Here is a 23,438-nt window from a genome sequence, read left to right on the forward strand (position 1 = left end):
TTTCCGACAGACAAAGACTCGCCGCCATGAACAACAAAATGACTTACGCCGGTTTCTACAACGACAAGCACGGCGTCACCATGCTGGCGCGCGTCGTGCTCGACGGCTGGCTGTTCGGCTTCATTCCGGAATCGGAGGACTGCACCGGCTGGCAGCTGGGCCAGATGCAGGTGCTGGCGGAGAAGATCGAAGCCGAGTGGGACAAATACGGCAACCTGCCCAGCCGCCTGCCGCCCGAACTGCGCGAGCGCCACGCAAGCCTCTACAAGATGGCCACCGAGCGTGCGCGCGAAAGGGGCTGGGATCCCGAGCTCGGCGAAGACGAGTAAACCCCGGCGGGGACGCCCCTGCCGCCTGACAACCTGCCTGATCTCCCCGATGGAACTCACCCCGCCGCTGTTGCAACTCGCCACCCAGGCGCTCGATCTGGTGCTGGACTTCAAGCGCCCGGCCGACGCCGTGCTGTCGGCGTTTTTCCGCGAACACAAGAAGCTTGGCGCGCGCGACCGCGCGTTCGTGGCGGAAGCCGTGTTCGGCGTGCTACGGCGCTACCGTTACCTGTCGGTGGTGGTGCCGGCGGCCAATCCGCGCACGCTGATCATCGCCTGGCTGATCAAGGCGCACGGGATGAGCGGCGCGACGCTGGAAAAATTCGCCAAGCCCGAACTCATCGACCATATTCGCCACGCCCAGACGGCCGAATTGCCGCTGGCGGTGGCGGCCGAACTGCCCGACTGGGTGATCGAAAAACTGCAGCCATCGATGAGCGATACCGAGATCCTCGCGCTCGGCCGCGCCCTGCAGCAGCCGGCGCCGCTCGACGTGCGGGTGAACGCGCACAAGGCCGGCCGCGATGCGGTGCTGGCGCAGTTGCAGACGGAAGGGCTGGCGGTCGAGGCGACACCGTATTCGCCGTGGGGTATCCGCTTCAAGAATCATCCGGCGATCAATCGCCATCCGCTGTTTCTCGACGGCAGCCTGGAAGTGCAGGACGAGGGCAGCCAGCTGCTGGCCCTGCTGCTCGGCGCGCGGCGCGGCGAGATGGTGTGCGACTTCTGCGCCGGCGCCGGCGGCAAGACGCTCGCCATCGGCGCGATGATGGCGTCGACCGGCCGCCTGTATGCCTTCGATGTGGCGGAAAAGCGGCTCGCCAACCTGAAGCCGCGGCTGGCGCGCTCGGGGCTGTCCAACGTGATGCCGCAACTGATCGCCTCGGAAAACGACACCCGGGTGAAGCGGCTGGCGGGCAAGCTCGACCGCGTGTTGGTCGACGCGCCGTGCTCGGGTCTGGGCACGCTGCGCCGCAACCCCGACCTCAAATTCCGCCAGTCGCCCGAAAGCGTGGATGAGCTGACGCGGAAGCAGACGTCCATCCTGCACGCAGCGGCGAAGCTGCTGAAATCCGGCGGCCGGCTGGTGTATGCCACCTGCAGCCTGTTGCCAGAAGAGAATGAAGCCATTGTCGAGGCGCTGCTGGCCGAAGGCGGCTTCAGCCTGCTGCCGGTGAACGAACTGCTGGCGCAAAACAAGATCGGCCTCGATACCGGCGCCATGCTGAGACTGTCGCCGGCCGTGCACGGGACGGATGGTTTTTTTGCCGCCGTGCTGGTCAAGACGGGCGATTGACCCGTCATGACCTTGCAGTTATCAATGCGGCGTTTCCCCACGGCCACCTCGATGAGCTGACATGACCACTGCGTCGTTCCATCCCGACACGCTGGGCACGCTGTGCGGCTTGTTCCGCGCACGCGTCGCAGCAACGCCGGACCAGGTGGCCTACCGCCAGTTCGACGAAGTGCGCGATGCCTGGGTGAGTTTCACCTGGACCCAGGTGGCGGCGCAGGTGGCGCGCTGGCAGGCTGCGCTGGCGAAGGGAGGACTGGTTCCCGGCGATCGCGTGGCGGTGATGCTGAAAAACAGCGTCGAGTGGGTGATTTTCGACCAGGCCGCGCTGGCACTGGGGCTGGTGACCGTGCCCCTGTACCTCGACGACCGCCCGGACAGCGCCGCGTATATCCTCAACCATGCCGGCGTCAAGCTGCTGCTGGTCGAGGGCAAGTTCCAGCACAAGAAGCTGGCCGAAATCGCCGGATCAGCCCCCGCCTTGCAGCACATCGTCAGCCTGACCGCGCCGGACAACGGGCTGGCAAACTGGAACACGCGTTTCGTGGTGGCGGCCGACTGGCTGGCCGCGGCGGCCGCCACGCCGGTGCCCGAGCGCCGTCCGGACGCCGGGATGCTGGCCAGCATCGTCTACACCTCGGGCACCACCGGGCGCCCCAAGGGGGTGATGCTGACGCACGACAATCTGCTGTGGAATGCGTTTTATGCGTCGCAATGTGCGGATTTCGGGGCGCACGAGGTGTTCCTGTCCTTTCTGCCTATGTCGCACACACTGGAGCGTACCGGCGGCTATTACCTGCCGATGCTGATCGGTGCCGAAGTCGCCTATGCGCGCTCGATCGCCCAGCTGGGGCAGGATCTGCAGGACATCCGCCCCACCGTGCTGATCTCGGTACCGCGCATCTACGAACGAGTGTACGGGCGCATCCAGGATGGGCTGGCGAAGAAAGGCCGGTTCGCCAGGATGCTGTTCAAGCTGGCGGTGCGGGTCGGCTGGCGGCGGTTCGAGCGCGCCCAGGGACGGGCCGGCTGGCATCCCGGACTGCTGTTGTGGCCGTTGTTGCACGCGCTGGTGGCGAGCAACGTCGTCGCCAGGCTGGGTGGCCGGCTGAGGCTGGCGATTTCCGGAGGCGCCGCGCTCTCGCCCGAGATCGCACAGGTGTTCATCGGCCTCGGTGTGCCGATCTACCAAGGCTACGGACTGACCGAAACCAGCCCGGTGGTGTGTGTCAACCGCCCCGGTTCAAACGTTCCAGCCAGCATCGGCCCCCCCTTGCCCGGTGTTGAGGTGAAGATCGGCAATAACGACGAACTGCTCACGCGCAGCCGCTGCGTGATGCGCGGCTACTGGCAGGACGAAGCAGCCACCCGCGCCATGATCGATGCCGACGGCTGGCTGCACAGCGGCGACCAGGCCAGCGTGGACGCCGGCGGCCACTACACGATCGTCGGACGGCTCAAGGACATCGTCGTGCTGAGCAACGGCGAGAAGGTGCCGCCCACCGAGATGGAAGCGGCCATCCTGCTCGATCCCCTGTTCGAGCAGGTGATGGTCGTCGGCGAAGGCCGGCCTTACCTGGCCGCGCTGGCCGTGCTCAACGAGGAACACTGGCAGGCTTTTGCCGCCGGCCTCAATGCCGATCCCCGGCAGTCTGCGAGCTTGCGCGACCCCAGGGTGGTGAAGGCACTCACCCAGCGTGTGGCCCGTCATCTCAGGCACTTCCCGGGCTACGCCCAGATCCGCCGGTTGCACCCGGAGCTCGAACCGTGGACGCTGGAAGACGGCCTGCTGACCCCCACGCTCAAAATCAAGCGCAACCAGGTGCTCGATCGTTACCGCGCGGCGATCGAGGCGATGTATGCCGATTTCACGCGCTGACCAACCCTTGTTTCCGGAGATCCCCGATGCCTGCTTTGCCCCTTAACCGTTTGACGCTCGGCCTGGCCCTGGCCGGATTGGCAGGGCTGAGCCACGCGGCCGGCTTCGCACTGATCGAGCTGAATGCCAGCGGGCTGGGCAATGCCTACGCCGGTGCCGCCGCCGTGGCAGAGGATGCCAGCACGGTCTATTTCAACCCCGCGGGCATGACGCTGCTGCCGGACCGACAACTGGTGGTGGCGGGACACCTGATCAAGCACAAGGCGGAGTTTGGGGGCGAGGGGCGATTCATAGATCCTTCACAGACACCGGTTTCCGGCGGGCAGGGCGGCGATGCCGGCGACTGGGCGCTGGTGCCGAACGCCTATTTTGCGTACCGCCTGACGCCGGACGTGCATCTGGGACTGGGCCTCAACAGCCCCTTCGGCCTCAAGACCGAATACGACTCCGACTGGATCGGTCGCTTTCAGGCTATCAAATCGGAAGTGAAAACCGTCAATCTCAATCCGTCGATTGCCTACAAGGTCAGCGATGTCTTCTCGGTGGGCGCGGGCCTCAATCTGCAGTGGATCGAGGCGACGCTGACTCACCGGCAGCCGCTTGCCGCAGCGATTCCTCCGCCGTCCACGCTCATGAAGATCAAGGGCGACGACTACGGCTGGGGCTATAACCTGGGCGCGCTCTGGCAGATTTCGCCGGCCACCCGCGTCGGCCTGTCCTACCGTTCCGAAATCGATTACAAACTCGAAGGCTCGTCCAGCACCCATGACCCGGTGATCGCCCCACTCGACGGGCCGGTCACAGCGAAGGTCACCTTGCCCGACAGCGCGTCGCTGAGCGTGTTCCACCAGCTGTCATCCCGGTGGGACTTGCTCGCCGACGTGACCTGGACCGGCTGGAGCGACTTCGATGATCTTCCCATTGAGGGCACGGTGAACAAGAACACCCCCGAGAACTGGAAGAACATCCTGCGCTACTCGCTGGGCGCGACCTGGCACATGAGCGAGAAACTGAGCCTGCGCGGGGGCGTCGCCTACGACGAGGCGCCGGTGTCCGATCTCGACCGGACCGCCCGGATTCCCGATGGCGCCCGCACCTGGATCGCGTTCGGGGGACAGTATCGGCTGGGCAAGGGACGCGCGATCGATTTCGGCTACGCCCATCTCTTCGTCAACGATCCGGGCCTGCAGATCACCGACAACCTCACGACGCTCACCGGCGAGTACGACAGCGCGGTCGACATCCTGAGCGCGCAGTACACGCACAGCTTCTGAGCCTGCCTTGAGCAATCCCGTTCTTTTCGACAATCTGCTGACGCGTCTCATCGACGACAGTCAGGACATCGTCCTGCTGTGGCAGTTGAGTGTGCTGGCGGCATGCGCCCTGGCGGCCTGGGGCGCGATGCGGCTGGTCAGGCGCTATTTTGATGCGCCGGCCTCGCTCTGGCCTGCCGGCCGCGCGGGAATCCGCCGTGTCGGCTTCCCGCTGGCGATGCTGCTGGCGGTATTGCTGGGGCGCGACATCGCGCATATCTGGCTGGCCAACACGCATCTGCTGAACCTGGCGGTACCGCTGCTGCTGGCGCTGGCGGGGGTGCGGCTGGCGGTGTACGCGCTGCGCTATGTGTTCGAGTCGCGCGCATCGCTCAGACTATGGGAGCGCACCGTTGCCTGGTTGATCTGGGGCGCGTTCGCGCTGCACATCACCGGCCTCCTGCCGCGCATCCATGCGGCGATGGAAGCGCTGTCGTTCCAGTCGGGCGGCCATCGCTTCTCGTTGTGGCTGCTGGTCCAGGCGGCGGCGGTGATCGTGGCAGCGGTCATCCTGGCGCTGGCGCTGGCGCGTATCGTCGAAAGCCGCCTGATGGGCGTCACGCAGATGAATCTGTCGCTGCGGATGGCGTTGTCGAAGGCTACGCGCACCGTACTGCTGATTCTGGCGGTGCTGGTGGCCCTGCCAGCGGTGGGAATCGACCTCACCGTCCTGTCGGTGTTTGGCGGCGCGCTCGGCGTCGGCATCGGTTTTGGCCTGCAGAAAGTCGCCAGCAACTACGTTTCCGGCTTCATCATCCTGCTCGACCGCTCGGTGCGCATCGGCGATCTGGTGACGGTCGACAACAAATATGGCGAAGTCAGCCAGATCAAAACGCGTTACACGCTGCTGAAAGCGCCCGACGGCACCGAAAGCATCGTTCCCAATGAAACCCTGATCACGCAGACGGTCGTCAACCATTCATTGTCCAAACCCAATCTGCGGGTTGCATTGTCGGTGCAGGTATCCTACGACAGTGATCTGGAGCAGGCCGAGGCGCTGATGCTGGAGGCGGCACACAGCCAGAGCCGGGTGATTTTCGACGATCCCGACAATTTGCCGCGGGTGTATCTGAAGGAGTTTGCCGATAATGGCATCCTGCTGGAACTGGCCGTATGGATACGCGATCCCAGCGAAGGACAGAACAATCTGCGCTCCGACATCAACTGGGCGATCTGGCGCCTTTTCCGCAAGGCGGGGATCGAAATTCCCTTCCCGCAGCGGGTGATGCATTGGGCTCCGTCTCCAGGCCACGAAGCGGATAAGCATTTATTTTAATGGGATTTGTGCGTATATTGGCGGGCTATTTTGCCCTTTTTATGGAACATGCGTTATGCAAGCTGGTTTGATTGACCTGCCCTGGTGGGCTTATGTGCTGGTGGGCCTCGGCCTGACGCACATCACCATTGCTGCGGTCACTATTTTTCTGCACCGTTCGCAGGCGCACCGCGCCGTCGATCTGCACCCGGTCGTCAGCCATTTCTTCCGCTTCTGGCTGTGGCTGACCAGCGGTATGGTGACCAAGGAATGGGTCGCCATCCACCGCAAGCATCACGCCAAATGCGAAACGCCCGAAGATCCGCACAGTCCACAGACCCGGGGCCTCAGGAAAGTGTTATGGGAAGGCGCCGAGTTGTATCGCGCCGAGGCCAAGGTGGCCGCGACGTTGGAAAAATACGGCCACGGCACGCCCGACGACTGGATGGAGCGCAACGTCTACAGCCGCCATTCGGCCGCCGGCATCTGGCTGATGATGGCGATCAACCTCGTCCTGTTCGGCCCCATCGGCCTGACCCTCTGGGCCGTGCAAATGGCGTGGATTCCGATCACCGCTGCCGGCATCATCAACGGCGTGGGCCATTACTGGGGCTATCGCAACTTCGCCTGCGAGGATGCCAGCACCAACATCTTCCCGTGGGGCATCCTCATCGGCGGCGAAGAACTGCACAACAACCATCACGCCTACGGCACCTCGGCGCGGCTGTCGAACAAGTGGTACGAGTTCGACATCGGCTGGCTGTACATCAAGCTGATGTCCTACGTCGGCCTGGCCACCGTCCGCAAGGTGGCGCCGACGGTGAAATGGCAGCCGGCCAAGCCACTGTGCGATCTCGACACCCTGCAGGCCGTCATCACCCACCGCTACGACGTGATGACCCGCTTCATGAAGAGCGTGCGTGCCGACAGCGCAGCCGAGATCGCCAAGCTGAAAGCCGGCGCGCATCTGCCGCAGAACTGGAACCTCGACAGCTTCCGCCGCTGGCTGCATAAAGAGCCCGCCGAACTCGCAGCGGTCGACAAGACCGAACTGGAGACCCTGCTGGGCAAGAGTGAGCGCCTGCAAACCGTCTATCGCATGCGTCAGGAACTGGCCGCCATCTGGGGACGTTCCACAGCCAGTCGCGAGCAACTGCTGGAGCAGTTGCAGGCCTGGTGCAAGCGTGCCGAAGACAGCGGCATCCAGTCGCTGAAGGATTTCTCGGTGCGCCTGCGCTGCTATGCCTGATCTTTCCGGTGGCCTGCTGCGAGCCGCCGGGGGTAGCGACGCTCCGGCGGTCGACCAATAAAAAACCCGCCACGTTGGCGGGTTTTTTATTGGTCGACCGGCTGGGTTACTTCAGCTTGGTTTCCTTGTACATCACATGCTTGCGAGCCTTGGGATCGAACTTGCTGATCTCCATTTTCTCGGGCATGGTCTTCTTGTTCTTGGTGGTGGTATAGAAGTGGCCGGTGCCCGCAGTGGACTCCAGCTTGATTTTTTCGCGTCCGCCTTTTGCCATGATCTAACTCCTTAAACGGCTTCGCCGCGGGCGCGCAGGTCGGCCAGGACGGACTCGATGCCGTTCTTGTCGATGGTGCGGAGCGCAGCATTGGACAGACGCAGACGAACCCAGCGGTTTTCGCTCTCGACCCAGAACCGGCGGTATTGCAGGTTGGGCAGGAAACGACGCTTGGTTTTGTTGTTGGCGTGGGAAACGTTGTTCCCGACCATGGGCTTCTTGCCCGTCACGACACATACGCGAGCCATGATGCTGCTCCAGAAAGAAATTGAGGGTTAACCGGTGAGGGTTAACGAAAGGGTTAACCCGAGAACCGCGATTTATACCACAGCTCGCTGACGCGAGGCAAGTTCGGGCGGGCTCAGAGATGGCCCGCTTCCATGAACGAAAGCGAGGACGCGCCGGCGACGATGAAGTGGTCGAGTACGCGGATGTCCACCAACGCCAGCGCATTTGCCAGCTGCCGGGTGAGGCTGCGGTCGGCCTGGCTCGGTTCGGCCACCCCGCTGGGGTGGTTGTGCGCCAGGATCAGGGCGGCGGCGTTGTGCGCCAGTGCGCGCTTGATGATCTCGCGCGGGTAGACGCTGGTTTGCGTCAGCGTGCCGCGAAATAGCTCTTCCACCGCGATCACCCGGTTTTGCGCGTCGAGAAATACGCAGCAAAACACTTCATACTCCCTGGCGCGCAGGATCAGCCGCAGATAGTCGCGCACGGCAGCGGGAGATGTCAGCGCGTCGCCCGCCTGCATGTCCTCGGCCAGGGTGCGCCGCGCCATTTCCATTACCGCCTGCAACAGCGCATATTTGGCTTCGCCCACGCCGGGGGCTTCGCAGGCCGATTTCTTGTCGGCGCGGCACAGGCCGCCGAGGCTGCCGAAACGCCCGATCAGTTCGCGCCCGAGATCGACCGCACTTTTGCCAACCACGCCGGTACGCAGAAATACCGCAACCAACTCGGCGTCGGTCAGGGTTGCGGCCCCCTGTTTCAACAGCTTCTCGCGCGGCCGCGCGTCTTCCGGCCAGTCTCGAATCGCCATGATCCTTCCCCCTCCCGTAGAATGTGCCATTTTCATGGAAAGCGGGCAGGGAATCGAGACCGTGTCGCTGGCGCACAAAAAAATCATTCTCGGCGTGACCGGCGGCATCGCCGCCTATAAGGCGGCGGAACTGTGCCGTCTGCTGATCAAGGCTGGCGCCGACGTTCAGGTGGTGATGACGGCCGCCGCGCAGCAGTTCGTCACGCCGCTGACGTTTCAGGCGCTGTCCGGCAAACCGGTGCTGACTTCGCTGTGGGACGCCGCCGGCGGCGACGGCATGGCGCACATCCACCTGTCGCGCGATGCCGACCTGCTGCTGGTGGCGCCGGCCGCGGCCGATTTCCTCGCCAAGCTCGTGCACGGACGTGCCGACGACCTGCTGTCGACCCTGTGTCTGGCGCGCACCTGCGGGCTTGCCGTTGCGCCGGCGATGAACCGGGAAATGTGGGCGGCCGCACCGACCCAGCGCAATCTGGCGCAGTTGCGCGCGGATGGCGTGAGCGTGCTGGGGCCGGCCGCGGGCGAGCAGGCCTGCGGTGAAATGGGACCGGGACGGATGCTGGAACCAGCCGAGATCCTGGCCGCGCTGCCCCTGGGGGCAGGCGCGCTGGCGGGAAAACGGGTCCTGATCACAGCGGGCCCCACCTTCGAGCCGATCGACCCGGTGCGTGGGCTGACCAATCTGAGCTCCGGCAAGATGGGCTATGCGGTGGCGCAGGCGGCAGCCGAGGCCGGCGCCGAGGTGTGCCTGGTGTCGGGGCCGACCTGCCTTGCCGCGCCGGCGGGCGTGCGCCGTGTCGACGTGCAAAGCGCGGCCGAGATGCGCGCCGCGGTACTGCGTGAATTGCCCGGCGATGTGTTCATTGCGGTGGCAGCGGTGGCCGATTACCGGGTGGATGCCGCCGCGGCGCAGAAGCTCAAGAAAAGCGATGCCGGACTGACCCTACATCTGATCGCCAATCCCGACATCCTGGCCGAAGTCGCCGCTTTGCCCGGCGCTCCGTTTTGCGTGGGCTTCGCCGCCGAGACCGAGCGCCTGGACGAGCATGCCGAAGCCAAACGTATCCGTAAAAAGCTGCCACTGCTGGTCGGCAACCTGGCGCAGGACACGCTGGGACAGGACAACGCCGAACTGGTGCTGTTCGATGACCGCGGCCGGCATCCGCTGCCGCGTGCCGGCAAACTTTCCCAGGCGCGCCACCTGATCCGGCACCTTGCAACCCTGCTCAACTGACGAAATCCCGACGAATATGAAGATGGATGTGAAGATTCTCGACGCTCGCCTGCGCGATCAACTGCCGCATTACGCCACGGCCGGTTCCGCCGGGCTCGATCTGCGCGCCTGCATCGATGCGCCGATCATGCTTTCACCCGGAGAAACCCGGCTGGTCCCCACCGGACTTGCCATCCATCTGGCCGACCCCGGCTATGCAGCGCTGATCCTGCCGCGCTCCGGCCTCGGCCACAAACACGGTATCGTGCTGGGCAATCTGGTGGGGCTGATCGACTCGGATTATCAAGGCCAGCTCATGGTTTCCGCCTGGAACCGCAGCCAGCAGGCGTTCGAGCTCACGCCGCTGGAACGGCTGGCCCAGCTCGTTATCGTGCCGGTGATGCAGGCCGAATTCAATCTGGTGGACGACTTCGAAGCCAGTCAGCGTGGCGAAGGCGGGTTCGGCAGCACGGGCCGGCAGTAGCGTCGGATTTTCTTACACGGGATCGTTCGGGCGCCGGGTCGGCTGGGCTGCTAGGGCGTCGATACGCCGGGGCATGGATTTTGCTGGGTAAGTGCCATGTCGGCTGGCTTACCGGAGCGAAATCGGGGCCAGCCATTGCGGAAATAATAAATCCAAGAGGTTGAGCCTGCTGGCGCATCCGTCATGTCCCACACGTCCGTATTGCGGTTTGGCCTGATCCTTGCCACAGCTCTGGTGCTGCTGGCGGGGCTCGCCACGTTCGCGATTTACCAGTCGAGGCCGCAGGCGCAATCCGCGCAAGAAGAGTTCGACAAGCCGGTGATGGCCGCACAGATCGAGTTCCTGGCCGAGGCCATGCAGCGCAGTGCGGCGCGTATCGCCGCCCACCCGCAGACGCTGGCGTGCTTCGTCAGCGCCGAGCCGGACGTGTGCCAGACCCAGGCCGTCAACCTGTATGCCTTGAATCAGGACGCCACCGTGCTGTTCGTCACCGAAGGCCAGCGTCAGCTGCTGCCGGGTTTCCTGCCCGGCGACACCCGGCGGCTGCTGGCCAGCAGCGCCGGCCGCGGCGGCACGGGAGCGACGGCCACCGCCACCTTCAATCTTTCGCTGTCGCATCCGGTGGTGGACAGCGACGGCAAACGGCTGGGGGTCGTCATCGTCGAGCAGAGCGTGCCGCAGCTGCAGGCCCTGTTCGACACCCTGCCACTGCCGGATGCCGCCGCCTACGCCGAGCTGCAGCAAAACCAGACGGGTGATGCGTCGGTGGTGCTGATGCGGCGCGGAAACCAGGCGATCAAGCGTCATGCCCAGCCTACCCAGATCGCGCTGGCGGGAACGCCGTGGCAGATCGCCGTGTGGCGCCCCGTCACGCCGGTGGTTGAAAGCGTGGTGCCCTATGTGCTGGGCTGGCTGGTAGCCAGCCTGATCATCGCCATTCTGGTGATGGCCACCATTCTGGCGGTACGCAACCGCGTCAGCGACAATCTGCGCATGCTGGTGAAATTCACCAACGACCTGCGTCAGCAGCGCTTGCGTACCCACTATCCGGTCAGCCTGATGGAATTCCAGACACCGCTCGAGACCATGCAGAAGCTTGGCAGGGTGATGCTGGGGCGGCAGAAGGAGGCGACGTCGCTGGCGCGGATCGATCACCTGTCACAAGTCAACAACCGGCGCAGCTTCGATGAAAAGCAAAAGGAATTGTTCGCCAGCATGAAGGATGGCTGGTCGCACAGCCTGTTGATCCTCGACATCGACAATTTCAAACAGGTCAACGATACCTTCGGCCACGAGGCAGGCGATCAGCTCATCATCAAGTTCGGCAATGCGCTCAAGACCTGCCTTCGCAACAGCGATTTCATCGCCCGCCTGGGTGGCGACGAATTCTGCGTGCTGTTCCCCTATACCCCGCTAGACCGTGCGCAGGAACTGGCCGAGCGTCTACGCGCCAACATGCCGGAAAGCGTGGAACTCATTCCCGGGGTGACGCAGAAATTGTCGTGGAGCGGCGGCTTGTCCGAATACAGCCGCGACGACAAGGAAGAGAACGAAGCGCTGGCGCGCGCCGATGCGGCATTGCTGGAAGCCAAGCGTGGCGGCCGCAATGCCACGCGGATCAGGGCCGCCGCCTGAGCCTGGCCGCCAGCAGGGCGATGCCCAGAGTGCCCCATAACGCCAGCACCGGCGCATTGCCCCAGCGCACATAGGGCGTACTGCCGGCATAAGCCTGGATTTCGCCGGAAAGACGGCCCGCCGTAAACAGCGGCAGGCTGGCCAGCACACGGCCTTTTGCATCGATGATCGCGGTGACCCCGGTATTGGTGGCGCGCAGCATCATGCGCCCGCTTTCCAGCGCGCGCATCTGCGACATCTGCGCATGCTGCCAGGGTGCGAACGAATCGCCGAACCAGGCCAGATTGCTCATGTTCACCAGTACGCTCGCTTCGGGAAGCTGGCGGATAATTTCCTCGCCGAAAGCGTCCTCGTAGCAGATGTTGACCGCCACCCGCTGGCCGCCGATGGCGAGCGGACGCTGGTCGATCGCGCCGCGCGCAAAATCCGACAGTGGAATGTGCAGCACCTGAATGATCCAGCCCCACACGGCCTTCAGCGGAATGGTTTCGCCGAACGGCACCAGATGCACTTTGTGATAGTGCTGGCTGGGCGCGCTGCCGAGGCTGATCGCGCTGTTGTAGTAGGCGCCCTGCGGCGAGCCGGTCGGCAGTCCGGCCAGCACGTCGCCGCCGTTTTTCCGGCCGATCGACGTCAGTGCAGCGCGATAGCTGGCGGGGAGGTCGGCTTCGAACAGCGGCAGCGCGGTTTCCGGCAGCACGATCAGCTGCGCGGGCGAGGCGGCCGCCATGCGCGCGTAGCCTTCCAGGGTGGCGCGGGTTTTTTCCGGCTGCCATTTCATGTCCTGCGGGATGTTGCCTTGCAGCAGCGCGACCGTTGTCGGTGCTCCGTCCGGTGTGGTCCACATGATTCCGCGCAAGCCTTGGCCGCCGGCCGTCAGCGCCACGAGACAGGCTGCCACCCATAATTTCGGCCTCGTGCGGCGCGGGCTGGTCAACATCCATGCCAGCCCTGCCGCCGCAAGCGCCAGCAGGAACGACACGCCATACACGCCGAACAGCGGCGCGAAGCCCGCCAGCGGGCTGGCGGGCACTTGCGAATAGCCCATCACCAGCCACGGAAAGCCGGTGAAAATCCAGCCGCGCACCCATTCCGACACGCTCCACAGCAACGGGATCAGCACCAGCAAACGCAGCGCCGGCGGGATGCGCCAGCGTCCTTCGGGGTAAGCCTGCAGGGCACCGACTGCGGCCGGGAACAGCGCCAGGAACGCGCAAAACAAAAAGGTTGCCAGCGTCGCTAGCCAGGCTGCCATGCCGCCGTATACCGACAGGCTGACAAATACCCAGCTCACCCCGGCGATGAAAAAGCCCAGCCCCCACGCCAGGCCGATGAGGAAGCCTGTGCGCATCGAGGGCGTACGCGCCAGCAGCCCGAACAGAACGGCGAGGCTCGCCGCCGGCAAGGGCCAGAACGCGAACGGGGCGAAGCCGGCGACGGCCAGCGCTCCGCCAAGCAGGCTGACGAGCAGGATCGGAAAGGAGGCGCGCGGCATGACGGCCAGCTAGCCGCCATCGACGGCGCGGCGTCGGTCAGTGCGGGGCTTCAAAATCGATATGGCCGTCGATCAGCGTGTAGCGCACCCGGCCCTGCATCGGGTGGTTGAGGAAGGGCGTGTTGTCGCCCTGGCTGGCCAGGGCTTTGGGGGTGACGACCCAGTCGGCGGTTTCGTCGAAGATGCAGATGTCGGCGTAGCTGCCAACCGCCAGATTGCCGCCGGGAACACCCAGGATCTGCGCCGGCTTCCATGAAATCAGATCGATCGCCTGCATCAGCGGCACGCCCATCTCGCGCGCCCATTTCAGCGTCAGCGGCAGCAGCAGTTCGACGCCGGACGCACCCGGCACGGATTCGCCGAACGGTACCTGCTTGGCGTCTTCGTCGACCGGCGTGTGGTCGGAGCACAGCGCGTCGATGGACCCATCGCGCAGCGCCTCGCGGATGGCGTCGCGGTCACGCAGGCTCCTCAGTGGCGGCACCAGATGCAGGTGCGAGTCGAAACTGATGAGATCGTTTTCCGACAGGTGCACGTGGGGCGTGGCGACGTCGCAGGTGACCGCCAGACCCTGCGCCTTGGCTGCGCGCACCATCGCGATGCTCTCGCGCGCCGACAGCCGGGCAAGATGGATGCGGGCGCCGGTTTCGCGCGCCAGTTGCAGAATCGTTGCCAGCGCCACCGTCTCGGCCAGAACGGGAATACCGGGCAGCCCCAGCCGCGATGCGACCGCACCGTCGTGCGCCACGCCGCCGCGCGCCAGCGACACATCCTGTGGCCGCAGCCAGAGGACGAAGCCGAAGGTGGCGGCGTATTCCATCGCGCGCAGCAGCACCTGGTTGTTGGCCATCGGTGCGTCGGCCTGGGTGAAGGCGCGGCAGCCCGCTTCGGTCAGTTCGGCCATCTCGGTCAGCATCATGCCTTCGAGTTTTTGCGTCATGGCGCCGATCGGATAGACACGTGGCCCCGGCAGATTCTTGGCGCGGAATTTCAGCATTTCCACCAGTCCCGGCTCATCCAGCGGCGGATCGGTGTCGGGCGGGCAGGCCAGCGAGGTGATGCCGCCTGCGGCGGCGGCGAGCATTTCGGATTCCAGCGTGGCGCGGTATTCAAAGCCGGGTTCGCGCAGGCGCACCGACAAATCCACCAGGCCGGGACAGACGACGAGGCCGCTGGCATCGAGCGTGCGGTTGGCGTGGAAATCGGCGGGCGCAGTGCCGATGCCGACGATCTTGCCGGCGGCGACGTAGACATCGGCGACTTCGTCGCGCGTACTCATCGGGTCGATCACGCGCCCGTTCCTGATCAGGATTTTCATGCCGTTCCCCCCGCCAGCAGCGCCATTACCGCCATCCGTACCGCAATACCGTAGGTCACCTGCGGCAGGATCACCGACTGCGGGCCGTCGGCCACTTCGGAGTCGATTTCCACGCCGCGGTTCATCGGCCCGGGGTGCATCACGATCGCATCGGCCTTGGCGAGCGCGAGCTTGTCAGGCGTCAGGCCGAAGAACTTGAAGTATTCCTGGGCACTCGGCAGCAGCGCGCCCTTCATGCGCTCGTTCTGCAGGCGCAGCATGATGACGACGTCGCAGCCACGCAGACCGGCTTCCATGTCGTGGAACACCCTGACGCCCATCTGCTCGACCCCGGTGGGGAGCAGGGTTTTCGGCCCGATGACGCGCACTTCCGGCACCCCCAGCGTGGTCAGTGCGTGGATCTGCGAGCGCGCCACGCGCGAATGCAGCACGTCGCCGACGATGGCCACGGTCAGGTTGTGAAACTCGCCCTTGTAGCGGCGGATGGTGAACATGTCGAGCAGGCCCTGTGTCGGGTGTGCGTGGCGGCCGTCGCCGGCGTTGACCACCGAGATGTGCGGCGCGACGTGGCGCGCGATGAAGTGCGCCGCGCCCGATTGCCCATGGCGCACGATGAACATGTCGGCGTGCATCGCGGCGAGATTGTCGACGGTGTCGAGAATCGCCTCGCCCTTGGTCTGGCTGGAGGTGGCGATATTGAGATTGACCACGTCGGCGGACAGCCGCTTGGCGGCGATCTCGAAGGTGGTGCGGGTGCGCGTCGATGGCTCGAAGAACAGGTTGAAGATCGATTTGCCGCGCAGCAGCGGGACCTTCTTGACCTCGCGCTCGCCGACATCCATGAAGGATTCGGCGGTGTCGAGGATCTGTGTGAGGATGGCGCGCGGCAGGCCGTCGAGCGTGAGCAGGTGGCGCAGCCTGCCGTCTTCAGTGAGTTGTGGGTTCATGCAATCGAAAGGGTCAGATGGCCGTCGTCCAGCCGCGAAAGATTGATGTTCTGGTGCTCGGGGACGTCGAGCACGAGGCCGGCGAAATCCGGGCGGATCGGCAGCTCGTGGCCGCCGCGGTCTACCAGCACCGCCAGCCGGATCGAGGCCGGGCGGCCGTAGTCGAACAGTTCGTTCATTGCCGCGCGCACCGTGCGCCCGCTGTGCAGCACATCGTCGACCAGCAGGATGGCACGATCTTCCAGGTCGAACGGCAGACTGGACGGTTTCACCTGCGGATGCAGGCCGATGCGCGAAAAGTCGTCGCGGTAGAAAGAAATGTCGAGCGTGCCGAGCGGCATGCTGCACTGCAGCATCGCATGCAGGCGCTCGGCCACCCATGCGCCGCCGGTATGGATGCCGACGATGAGGGTGTCGGGGGCGAGCGAGGGGGCAATGGCGGCGGCGAGTCGTACTATCAGGGTGTTGGCGTCAGGCAGTGAGGCGTGCATCGAAGAACCCTTGCAGAATGAGTTGTGCGGCGACGGCGTCCAGCAGCGCCTTGTTTTTCTTGCCGTGGATGCCGCGCGCGTGGAGTTCGGATTCGGCCGCCGTGCTGGTGTGGCGCTCGTCAACCAGGAACACCGGCAGGTTGAAGCGCGATTCTAATTTGCGCGCGAAGTTTTTGGCCACCCGTGTCATTTCATGTTCGCTGCCGTCGGCGTGGGTGGGCAGCCCCAGCACCAGCAACACCGGCCGCCACTCGGCGACCAGCCTGGCGATGGCGATGAGCCGCTCCTCGCTGGAACCGGCCTGGATCACGGTAAGCGGATGCGCGATTCCGATCGACAATTCGCCCGACGCCACGCCGGTGCGTTTCAGGCCGAGATCGAAGGCCAGCACGGTGCCATGGGTTTCCGCGAAGCTCAAGCGTGCCCGGCTTCTTCGGAGAGGCTGGCGAAGTCGATGCCGAGGAGCCGCATTGCGGCGGACAGGCGTTCTTCGGGTGCCAGGTCAAAAATTACCTGTGGGTCGGCAGCCACCGAAAGCCAGGCGTTCTGCTTGATTTCGTCTTCCAGCTGGCCGGCCGACCAGCCCGCATAACCCAGCGATACCATGAATTTTTCCGGCCCCGCGTCCTGGCTCACCGCTTCCAGCACGTCCTTCGAGGATGTGAGGCTGACGGTGTCATTGACGGTAAGGGTGGAACTGAAGGTGAGCGGCGGCGTGTGCAGCACAAAACCGCGTTCGGTTTGTACCGGGCCGCCGAAATAAACCGTGTTCCGGTGCAGGCGTTGCGGCAGGGACAGCCCGATCTGTTCGAACAGGGTCGACAAGTCCAGTTCGATCGGCCGGTTGACCACCACGCCCAGCGCACCCTGGTCGCTGTGGTCGCAGATATAGGTCAGCGTGCCGTTGAAATTGGGATCGACCATGCCCGGCATGGCGATCAGGAAATGGTGGGTGAGGTTGATGGTATCCATGATTGCCTTCCCATTGTAATCTGCCTCAAATCGAGCCGGCGTTTCTACAAGCGCCCCTTACCCCCTTTTTACACTATAGCGGCCAGTTCGCCCGATGCCTGAATACACTCGCGCCTTGGTCTGGTTTCGCCGCGATCTGCGCGACTTCGACCATGCCGCACTTTTCCATGCGCTCAAGCATGCCCGGCAGGTGGTCTGTGCCTTTATCTTCGACCGGGAAATTCTGGATGCGCTCCCCGATGCGTCCGACCGCCGGGTCGCGTTCATCCACGCCAGCGTCGGCGAGTTGCAGCAGGCTCTGCAAGCCCGCGGCGGCGGCCTCGTCGTCAGATACGGCGTCGCGCGCAACGAAATCGTGCAGCTGGCGGCCGAATTCCAGGCCGACGCCGTGTTTTTCAACCACGACGATGACCCCGCCGCACTGGCGCGCGACGCCGCCGTGGAGGCTGCGCTGCACTGCCGCGGCATTGCGGCTCATCACTACAAGGATGCGGTGATCTTTGAGCGCGAGGAAGTGCTCACCGCCAGCGGAACGCCTTTCAGTGTCTTCACCCCCTACAAGAATGCCTGGCTGAAAATGCTGACGCCGTTTTGCCTGCAGGCCTATCCGGTGGATGCCTACGCTGGCCGGCTGGCCGCGCAGTCGACGGCCGTCCCGAGCTTGCAGGAGATGGGGTTTGCCCCAGCCGGGCTTGCCGCGCTCAAATTGCCTGCCGGCATGGCGGGCGGTGCGCGCCTGTTTGACGAGTTTCTGCAGCGCATCGACCGTTATCAGGAAACGCGCGACTTTCCAGCGGTGAAAGGCGTGTCGTATCTGTCGGCCCATCTGCGCTTCGGTACGGTGTCCATCCGCCAGCTCGCCGCCGCGGCCTGGCAGGCAGGCGGGCGCGGCGCGCAAACCTGGCTGTCCGAACTGATCTGGCGCGATTTCTATCATCAGATCCTCTGGCACCGCCCCGACGTGGCCAGCGGGCATAGCTTCAAGCGGCAGCACGACGCACTGCCGTGGCCGAATCCCCCCGGCCATTTTGCGGCGTGGTGCGACGCGCGCACCGGTTACCCGCTGGTCGATGCCGCGATGCGCCAGCTCAACCAGACCGGCTACATGCACAACCGCCTGCGTATGATCACCGCCTCGTTTCTGACCAAGGATCTGCTGGTCGAGTGGCGCCTCGGCGAGCGCTACTTCGCCGACAGGCTGCTTGATTACGACCTCGCCGCTAACAGCGGCGGCTGGCAGTGGGCAGCCTCGGTCGGCTGCGATGCCCAACCGTGGTTTCGCATCTTCAATCCGGTCACCCAGTCGGAAAAATTCGATCCGCAAGGCCGTTTCATTCGCCGCTATCTGCCCGAGCTTGCGGCCGTTCCGGACTCCTTCATCCACGCGCCGTGGACCTTGCCAGCCCGTGAGCAGGCACGCACCGGCGTGATCATCGGCCGGACCTATCCCGCACCCATCGTCGATCATGCGGTTCAGCGCGTGCGGGCGCTGGCGCTGTTCAAGACAGCCGCGCCGGCAGGTTCGGCATAGGGCCAGGCCGGCGTTCGGCCGGTAGGGGCGGGGAACGCCCGGCCGCCCGGTTTCAGTTCCGCATGGCCCCGCGTCTCGTTCCGGGGAAAACCTTCGACGGGACCGCGGGCATCGCGCTGGGAGTGGGGCAAGCGGTTGCCGACCTCGCCCGGTGCGTGACTCCGGGGCGATCGCTGCCCAAGCGTGCGCGTGTGCTCAAGTATGCCGTTCCGGCTCCGTTAAGATGGCACCCGTACCCCGGCTGGGTGCGGCCCGTACCGGCGATATCGGGGAGCTGGACGGAGAAGAATGAAGAATGCGGACAAATTCAAAATGGCTTCCGCGCTAAGTAAAGTCAATTGTGCAACCCTCCAGCCAAGAGAGGACGCTCTGCCTTGATGCGATTGCCAGGACAAGACACCCACAGCCGCATCGGCATGCTGTTGCTGGCCGCGAGCATCCCGCTGCTGTTATGGCAGGCCGTGCCGGCCAACCAGTTGGTGATTTCGGCCCCGGCTTTCCTGGCGGCGCATTCGATGATGGAAATTTTTGCCGTCGTCATTGCAGCGCTGATCTTCTTTACCGGCCATGGCGCGCAGGAAACCATCCGCTCGGTGCGTTCCATCGTGCTTGGCTGCACCTTCCTGGCGGTGGCGCTGTTCGATACGCTGCATTTCCTGTCCTATCTCGGGATGCCGGATCTGGTCAGCCCCAACTCTCCCCACAAATCGATCCTGTTCTGGCTGTGCGGCCGCATTGCCGCCGGCGTGGGGCTTCTGGCCTACATCCTGATTCCGGAGGCGCCTGCGCTGCGCGCCCCGATGCGGCGTCTCGCCCTCGCCGCCACGCTGTTGACGGTGGGGGCGATCGCGTATGGCTTTCTGGCTGCGCCGCAGGCCATGCCGGCCATGTACGTGCCCGGCATGGGGTTGACGATACTCAAGCTTGCGCTCGAATGGGGGGTGTTCATTTTCTACCTGGCGATTGCCGGAGTGCTGGCCCTGCGCCGCAACCGGGTGATCCACTGCGATATCGGCAGCCTCATGCTGGCCTTGCTGTTGATGGCTGCGGGCGAACTGTTCTTCATCGTGTACGTCGAGGTGAGCAGCACCGCCAATCTGCTGGGGCATGCCTACAAGGCGGTGGCCTACTATTTCCTCTATCTCGCGATCTATGCCGATGCCGTGAGCCGGCCATTCCGCCAGATGCGGCACATGCTCACCCATGACGACCTGACCGGCCTGCCCAATCGCACCGCATTCAACGAGCAGCTCAATCTGGCGCTGGTGCGCGCCCACCAGGATGCGCCCTGCGCCGTCCTGTTGCTGGATCTGGATCACTTCCAGAATGTGAACGACACGCTGGGCCACGAACAGGGCGATATGCTGCTGGTGGCCGTTGCCGGACGTCTCCGCGCCAGCCTGCCGAAAACGGCCTTCATGGCCCGCTTCAGCGGCGACGAGTTCGTGATCCTGCTGGAAAATGCAACGGTCGAGCGGGCCAGACAGGTGGGCCAGGCGCTGCTGCAGGCCATGACGCGCGAGTTCGACCTGGGCAACGACCGGCTGGGGATCAGCGCCAGCCTGGGCATCGTCATCTATCCGACGGACGGCGAATCGGCCAGTGCCCTGATGCGCTATGCCGACCTCGCCCTGCATCGCGCCAAATCGGCCGGACGCGACTGCCTGACCGTGTTCAGCCGCGATCTGTCGGAGGAAATCCAGCGCCGCGTGCTGCTGGAAGCGCGCCTGAAACATGCCCTGGAACGCAAGGAGCTTGCGCTGTACTACCAGCCCAAGCTGGAGATCCTGTCCGGTCGCCTGGTGGGCTGGGAGGCGCTGTTGCGCTGGCAGTCGCCGGAACTGGGTGCAGTCAGCCCGGAAGAGTTCATTCCGGTCGCCGAACAGAGTGGCTTGATCCTGCCGATCGGCGACTGGGTGTTGCGCGAGGCCTGCCGCCAGATGCGTGCGTGGCAGGATCTCGGCCTCACCGCCGGCAGCATGGCGGTCAACCTGTCGACGCGGCAGTTCCGGCAGAGGCATCTGGCCGAGGAAATCAGCACGGCGCTCAGCGACAGCGGACTGGCGCCCGCCGCGCTCGAACTGGAAATCACCGAGTCGTCCCTGATGGATAATCTGGCCGCCGCCGCCAGCGTGCTGGCCGAACTGGAGCAGCTGGGCATCCGCATCGCGGTGGACGATTTCGGCACCGGCTATTCGTCGCTGAACTACCTGAAGATGTTTTCCATCCACTGCCTGAAGATCGACCGTTCGTTCATCCGTGACATTCCGGGCGACGAAAACGACACCGCCATCGTACGCACCATCATCGCGCTGGCCCGAAGCCTGGACCTGACCGTGGTGGCGGAGGGCGTCGAGACGGACGCTCAACTGGCCTATCTGCGCGCCAACCACTGCGACCAGACCCAGGGCTATCTGTTCAGCCGGCCACTGCCGCCGGATGATTGCGTCAGCCTGATGCGCGCCGGTCTGCGCCGCGCGGCGGCGTAGAAACCCCAATGAAGAAGCCGGGCATGCCCGGCTTCTTCATTCCAGCAAAACGCGATCCGAACCCGGACAGAGCGCTTACGCGGCCTTTACGTGATGGTAGCCGGTCACGGTGTCGACCTCGGTTTTGGAGCCGAGGATCACCGGCACGCGCTGGTGCAGGCCTTCGGGAGCGAGGTCGAGGATGCGCTGATAGCCGGTGGTGGCAGCGCCGCCGGCCTGCTCGACGATGAAGGCCATCGGGTTGGCTTCGTACAGCAGGCGCAGCTTGCCGGCCTTGGCGGGGTCCTTGGTGTCCTTGGGGTACATGAAGATGCCGCCGCGGGTGAGGATGCGGTGCACTTCGGCGACCATCGAGGCGACCCAGCGCATGTTGAAATCCTTGCCGCGCGGCCCGGTCTTGCCGGCCAGGCACTCGTCGACATAGCGCTGCACCGGCTTTTCCCAGAAGCGCATGTTGGATGCGTTGATCGCGAATTCCCTGGTCTCGGTGGGGATCTTCATATTGGGGTGGGTCAGCACGAACTCGCCGACGTCGCGGTCGAGCGTGAAGCCGTTGGTGCCGTGGCCGAAGGTCAGCACCAGCATGGTCGAGGAGCCGTAGATCGCGTAGCCGGCGCAGACCTGCTGGGTGCCGGTTTGCAGAAAGTCTTCCATCTTGGCGGCGCGGCCCGCAACCGGGGCCTTGAGGATCGAGAAGATGGTGCCGACCGAGATGTTGACGTCGACGTTCGACGAGCCGTCGAGCGGATCGAAAACCAGCAGGTACTTGCCGAGCGGATACTGGCCGGGAATGGCATACACCTCGTCCATCTCTTCCGACGCCATGCCGGCGAGGTGGCCGGCCCACTCGTTGGAGCGGATCATGATCTCGTTGGTGATGACGTCGAGCTTCTTCTGTGTCTCGCCCTGCACGTTCTCGGAATCCAGCGAACCCATCACACCCAGCAGCGCGCCCTTGTTGACCGCGTTGGAAATCGCCTTGCAGGCAGTGACGACGTCGTTCAGCAGCGAGGTGAAATCGCCGGTGGCGCCGGCGGTGCGACGCTGCTCTTCAATGATGAACTGGGTAAGGGTGGTGCCGGTGTGCATGATGACGGTCTCCAGAAAGTGGATAAACAAATGGAAATATTAGAACAATCAAACATTTTATCACGTGATAAAGACAGTCAATCCCTTGTCCGGGACGATGAGATGAACGGAAGTCCCGGCCGAGGCTCACCATTCGGACAGGCAGGCGGGGTGGCGTGCGACAGGTTCTTGCGGGATTTGCCGATTTGGGGCGGGGGGCCGTCGGTATACCATGCTGCGGCCGACGGAATCAGTCAGTGCCGACGAGCTGATCCGAGCGGGTGAAGGTCCAGGTACGGGTGATCGACAGGATGTCGGCTTTCTTGCGCATGTCGTCGGGGAAGGCGGCGTAGGGCGAGGCGAGCTCGACGATCCTGACCGCGGCGGCATCGAGAATCTTGGAACCGGATGGCCGATCGATTTCGATCTTTTCGATGCGGCCATCGGCGTAGATCGACACGGTGAGCTTGAGGCTGCCGTATATGCCCTGGCGGCGCGCGGCTTCGGGATAGTTGACGTTGCCGATGCGCTCGACCTTGGCGACCCAGTCCTCGACATAGCGCGCAAACGCGTATTCCTTGACGTTGGCGCCGACGAAGGCGCGCTTGGGACGTTTCTGGTAATCGTCCCACTGCTGCGAGATGCGCGCCTGCAGCTGCGCCATTTCGCGCGCCTGCTGATTGAGCTGGCTGGTGTCGATGACGGGCTGAACCGGAGCGGGTGGCGCCGCCGCTGGCGTCTCTTGCAGCTGGGCGTCGGGCTGCAGCTGGCTCAACAGGGTTCTGGCCTGCTGTTCCAGTTCGGCCACGCGCGCCTGCAGCATCCTTTCTTCGCTGCCTGTCTGGGTTTCGCTGCTGGCGGGCAGTGGGCTTTTCTGCCGCCGCTCTTCGTCGGTGTTGCCGCCGCCCGCCAGGTTCACCTGCGCCAGCGCGTCGGGGCTGAGCGGCGATTCCGCGCTTCTGGCGTTGACCAGCACCACCTCCATCGGCACGCTGGTGTCCTCGAACAGGCGCGGGTTGATGTGCACGATCTGGGTCGACAGCAGCATGCCGTGCAGCGCTGCCGAAGCCAGCATGGCGAGCGCCATGCGCGTGCCTTGCCTGGAGGGTTTGGCGAGAGAAGGAGGCGAAGCGGCGGACACCATGCAAGCGAAAAATGAGGGGAAA

At 64.5% G+C, this 23,438-nt stretch carries 22 protein-coding genes; 11 read left to right on the forward strand and 11 right to left on the reverse strand.

Going from position 1 to position 23,438, the window contains the following annotated elements:
• Nucleotides 1–26: 26 nt before the first annotated feature.
• From B059_RS0111400 to B059_RS0111425, 6 genes are all read left to right on the forward strand, one after another.
• Nucleotides 27–329 carry a hypothetical protein gene (locus tag B059_RS0111400; protein WP_018078386.1) on the forward strand — a complete coding sequence of 101 codons (303 nt, stop codon included), beginning with the start codon at nt 27–29 and terminating at the stop codon, nt 327–329.
• A gap of 49 nt (nt 330–378) precedes the next feature.
• Complete coding sequence (locus B059_RS0111405; protein ID WP_018078387.1) at nt 379–1,626, forward strand: RsmB/NOP family class I SAM-dependent RNA methyltransferase; 1,248 nt, start codon at nt 379–381, stop codon at nt 1,624–1,626.
• Between the two features lie 61 nt (nt 1,627–1,687).
• The gene (locus B059_RS0111410; protein WP_018078388.1) at nt 1,688–3,502 is read left to right on the forward strand and encodes an AMP-dependent synthetase/ligase; all 1,815 of its coding nucleotides are present in this window, start codon (nt 1,688–1,690) and stop codon (nt 3,500–3,502) included.
• A gap of 26 nt (nt 3,503–3,528) precedes the next feature.
• On the forward strand, nt 3,529–4,776 hold the full coding sequence (locus tag B059_RS0111415) for an OmpP1/FadL family transporter (RefSeq protein ID WP_081601617.1): 1,248 nt from the start codon (nt 3,529–3,531) through the stop codon (nt 4,774–4,776).
• Between the two features lie 7 nt (nt 4,777–4,783).
• Nucleotides 4,784–6,091 (forward strand): mechanosensitive ion channel family protein, encoded by a 1,308-nt coding sequence (locus tag B059_RS0111420; RefSeq protein ID WP_018078390.1) that lies wholly within the window; start codon nt 4,784–4,786, stop codon nt 6,089–6,091.
• A gap of 55 nt (nt 6,092–6,146) precedes the next feature.
• Entirely contained in the window at nt 6,147–7,319 is a 1,173-nt protein-coding gene (locus tag B059_RS0111425) for a DesA family fatty acid desaturase (RefSeq protein WP_018078391.1), read from the forward strand.
• Nucleotides 7,320–7,425: 106 nt separating this feature from the next.
• Here the strand turns inward: B059_RS0111425 and rpmG are convergent, their stop codons facing one another.
• From rpmG to radC, 3 genes are all read right to left on the reverse strand, one after another.
• Nucleotides 7,426–7,593 (reverse strand): 50S ribosomal protein L33, encoded by a 168-nt coding sequence (gene rpmG, locus B059_RS0111430; RefSeq protein WP_011313102.1) that lies wholly within the window; start codon nt 7,591–7,593, stop codon nt 7,426–7,428.
• Nucleotides 7,594–7,604: 11 nt separating this feature from the next.
• A complete protein-coding gene (rpmB, locus tag B059_RS0111435; RefSeq protein ID WP_011313101.1) occupies nt 7,605–7,841 on the reverse strand; it encodes a 50S ribosomal protein L28 in 237 nt (78 codons plus the stop codon).
• 113 nt (nt 7,842–7,954) lie between these two features.
• On the reverse strand, nt 7,955–8,629 hold the full coding sequence (radC, locus tag B059_RS0111440) for a RadC family protein (protein ID WP_018078392.1): 675 nt from the start codon (nt 8,627–8,629) through the stop codon (nt 7,955–7,957).
• A gap of 34 nt (nt 8,630–8,663) precedes the next feature.
• Here radC and coaBC point away from each other — a divergent pair, with 34 nt between their 5' ends.
• The 3 genes from coaBC to B059_RS0111455 all read left to right on the forward strand — a co-directional run bounded on the left by coaBC (nt 8,664) and on the right by B059_RS0111455 (nt 11,961).
• Nucleotides 8,664–9,863 carry a bifunctional phosphopantothenoylcysteine decarboxylase/phosphopantothenate--cysteine ligase CoaBC gene (coaBC, locus tag B059_RS0111445; RefSeq protein ID WP_018078393.1) on the forward strand — a complete coding sequence of 400 codons (1,200 nt, stop codon included), beginning with the start codon at nt 8,664–8,666 and terminating at the stop codon, nt 9,861–9,863.
• Between the two features lie 22 nt (nt 9,864–9,885).
• Nucleotides 9,886–10,326, forward strand: coding sequence for a dUTP diphosphatase (dut, locus tag B059_RS0111450; protein ID WP_211206905.1), 441 nt, complete (start codon nt 9,886–9,888; stop codon nt 10,324–10,326).
• 183 nt (nt 10,327–10,509) lie between these two features.
• Complete coding sequence (locus B059_RS0111455; protein WP_018078395.1) at nt 10,510–11,961, forward strand: GGDEF domain-containing protein; 1,452 nt, start codon at nt 10,510–10,512, stop codon at nt 11,959–11,961.
• On the opposite strand, the gene lnt is transcribed toward B059_RS0111455, so the two are convergent.
• Genes lnt through B059_RS0111485 form a run of 6 tightly spaced genes read right to left on the reverse strand, consistent with a single transcriptional unit; the run spans nt 11,945 to nt 17,184 of the window.
• A complete protein-coding gene (gene lnt, locus B059_RS0111460; RefSeq protein WP_018078396.1) occupies nt 11,945–13,456 on the reverse strand; it encodes an apolipoprotein N-acyltransferase in 1,512 nt (503 codons plus the stop codon). The two genes, B059_RS0111455 and lnt, sit on opposite strands and share 17 nt — an antisense overlap.
• Before the next feature lie 37 nt (nt 13,457–13,493).
• Nucleotides 13,494–14,774 (reverse strand): dihydroorotase, encoded by a 1,281-nt coding sequence (locus B059_RS0111465; RefSeq protein WP_018078397.1) that lies wholly within the window; start codon nt 14,772–14,774, stop codon nt 13,494–13,496.
• Entirely contained in the window at nt 14,771–15,721 is a 951-nt protein-coding gene (locus B059_RS0111470) for an aspartate carbamoyltransferase catalytic subunit (RefSeq protein ID WP_018078398.1), read from the reverse strand. Before B059_RS0111470 ends, B059_RS0111465 begins: the two co-directional genes overlap by 4 nt.
• The gene (gene pyrR / locus B059_RS0111475; RefSeq protein WP_018078399.1) at nt 15,718–16,212 is read right to left on the reverse strand and encodes a bifunctional pyr operon transcriptional regulator/uracil phosphoribosyltransferase PyrR; all 495 of its coding nucleotides are present in this window, start codon (nt 16,210–16,212) and stop codon (nt 15,718–15,720) included. Before pyrR ends, B059_RS0111470 begins: the two co-directional genes overlap by 4 nt.
• Nucleotides 16,193–16,630, reverse strand: coding sequence for a Holliday junction resolvase RuvX (gene ruvX, locus B059_RS0111480; RefSeq protein WP_018078400.1), 438 nt, complete (start codon nt 16,628–16,630; stop codon nt 16,193–16,195). Before ruvX ends, pyrR begins: the two co-directional genes overlap by 20 nt.
• Nucleotides 16,627–17,184, reverse strand: coding sequence for a YqgE/AlgH family protein (locus B059_RS0111485; RefSeq protein WP_018078401.1), 558 nt, complete (start codon nt 17,182–17,184; stop codon nt 16,627–16,629). Before B059_RS0111485 ends, ruvX begins: the two co-directional genes overlap by 4 nt.
• Nucleotides 17,185–17,278: 94 nt before the next feature.
• Between B059_RS0111485 and B059_RS0111490 the strand changes: the two genes are divergently transcribed.
• Entirely contained in the window at nt 17,279–18,715 is a 1,437-nt protein-coding gene (locus tag B059_RS0111490; RefSeq protein WP_026177471.1) for a cryptochrome/photolyase family protein, read from the forward strand.
• 377 nt (nt 18,716–19,092) lie between these two features.
• A complete protein-coding gene (locus B059_RS0111495; protein ID WP_026177472.1) occupies nt 19,093–21,204 on the forward strand; it encodes a putative bifunctional diguanylate cyclase/phosphodiesterase in 2,112 nt (703 codons plus the stop codon).
• Nucleotides 21,205–21,279: 75 nt separating this feature from the next.
• Here the strand turns inward: B059_RS0111495 and B059_RS0111500 are convergent, their stop codons facing one another.
• Both B059_RS0111500 and B059_RS0111505 read right to left on the reverse strand, forming a co-directional pair.
• Nucleotides 21,280–22,293, reverse strand: a complete 1,014-nt coding sequence (locus B059_RS0111500; RefSeq protein WP_018078404.1) for a class 1 fructose-bisphosphatase — start codon at nt 22,291–22,293, stop codon at nt 21,280–21,282.
• 229 nt (nt 22,294–22,522) lie between these two features.
• On the reverse strand, nt 22,523–23,359 hold the full coding sequence (locus B059_RS0111505; RefSeq protein WP_018078405.1) for an energy transducer TonB: 837 nt from the start codon (nt 23,357–23,359) through the stop codon (nt 22,523–22,525).
• Nucleotides 23,360–23,438 lie beyond the last annotated feature (79 nt).

It is taken from the genome of Thiobacillus denitrificans DSM 12475, assembly GCF_000376425.1.
GTDB classification, from domain to species: domain Bacteria; phylum Pseudomonadota; class Gammaproteobacteria; order Burkholderiales; family Thiobacillaceae; genus Thiobacillus; species Thiobacillus denitrificans.

Coding starts and splice junctions, on each gene's coding strand:
- B059_RS0111495 (WP_026177472.1), top strand. CDS start 19,093: ATGCGATTGCCAGGACAAGACACCCACAGCCGCATCGGCATGCTGTTG.
- B059_RS0111470 (WP_018078398.1), bottom strand. CDS start 15,721: ATGAACCCACAACTCACTGAAGACGGCAGGCTGCGCCACCTGCTCACG.
- B059_RS0111490 (WP_026177471.1), top strand. CDS start 17,279: ATGCCTGAATACACTCGCGCCTTGGTCTGGTTTCGCCGCGATCTGCGC.
- coaBC (WP_018078393.1), top strand. CDS start 8,664: ATGGAAAGCGGGCAGGGAATCGAGACCGTGTCGCTGGCGCACAAAAAA.
- B059_RS0111465 (WP_018078397.1), bottom strand. CDS start 14,774: ATGAAAATCCTGATCAGGAACGGGCGCGTGATCGACCCGATGAGTACG.
- dut (WP_211206905.1), top strand. CDS start 9,886: ATGGATGTGAAGATTCTCGACGCTCGCCTGCGCGATCAACTGCCGCAT.
- B059_RS0111400 (WP_018078386.1), top strand. CDS start 27: ATGAACAACAAAATGACTTACGCCGGTTTCTACAACGACAAGCACGGC.
- B059_RS0111505 (WP_018078405.1), bottom strand. CDS start 23,359: ATGGCGCTCGCCATGCTGGCTTCGGCAGCGCTGCACGGCATGCTGCTG.
- B059_RS0111425 (WP_018078391.1), top strand. CDS start 6,147: ATGCAAGCTGGTTTGATTGACCTGCCCTGGTGGGCTTATGTGCTGGTG.
- B059_RS0111455 (WP_018078395.1), top strand. CDS start 10,510: ATGTCCCACACGTCCGTATTGCGGTTTGGCCTGATCCTTGCCACAGCT.
- rpmG (WP_011313102.1), bottom strand. CDS start 7,593: ATGGCAAAAGGCGGACGCGAAAAAATCAAGCTGGAGTCCACTGCGGGC.
- B059_RS0111485 (WP_018078401.1), bottom strand. CDS start 17,184: ATGGATACCATCAACCTCACCCACCATTTCCTGATCGCCATGCCGGGC.
- pyrR (WP_018078399.1), bottom strand. CDS start 16,212: ATGCACGCCTCACTGCCTGACGCCAACACCCTGATAGTACGACTCGCC.
- B059_RS0111415 (WP_081601617.1), top strand. CDS start 3,529: ATGCCTGCTTTGCCCCTTAACCGTTTGACGCTCGGCCTGGCCCTGGCC.
- B059_RS0111410 (WP_018078388.1), top strand. CDS start 1,688: ATGACCACTGCGTCGTTCCATCCCGACACGCTGGGCACGCTGTGCGGC.
- radC (WP_018078392.1), bottom strand. CDS start 8,629: ATGGCGATTCGAGACTGGCCGGAAGACGCGCGGCCGCGCGAGAAGCTG.
- B059_RS0111500 (WP_018078404.1), bottom strand. CDS start 22,293: ATGCACACCGGCACCACCCTTACCCAGTTCATCATTGAAGAGCAGCGT.
- B059_RS0111405 (WP_018078387.1), top strand. CDS start 379: ATGGAACTCACCCCGCCGCTGTTGCAACTCGCCACCCAGGCGCTCGAT.
- lnt (WP_018078396.1), bottom strand. CDS start 13,456: ATGCCGCGCGCCTCCTTTCCGATCCTGCTCGTCAGCCTGCTTGGCGGA.
- rpmB (WP_011313101.1), bottom strand. CDS start 7,841: ATGGCTCGCGTATGTGTCGTGACGGGCAAGAAGCCCATGGTCGGGAAC.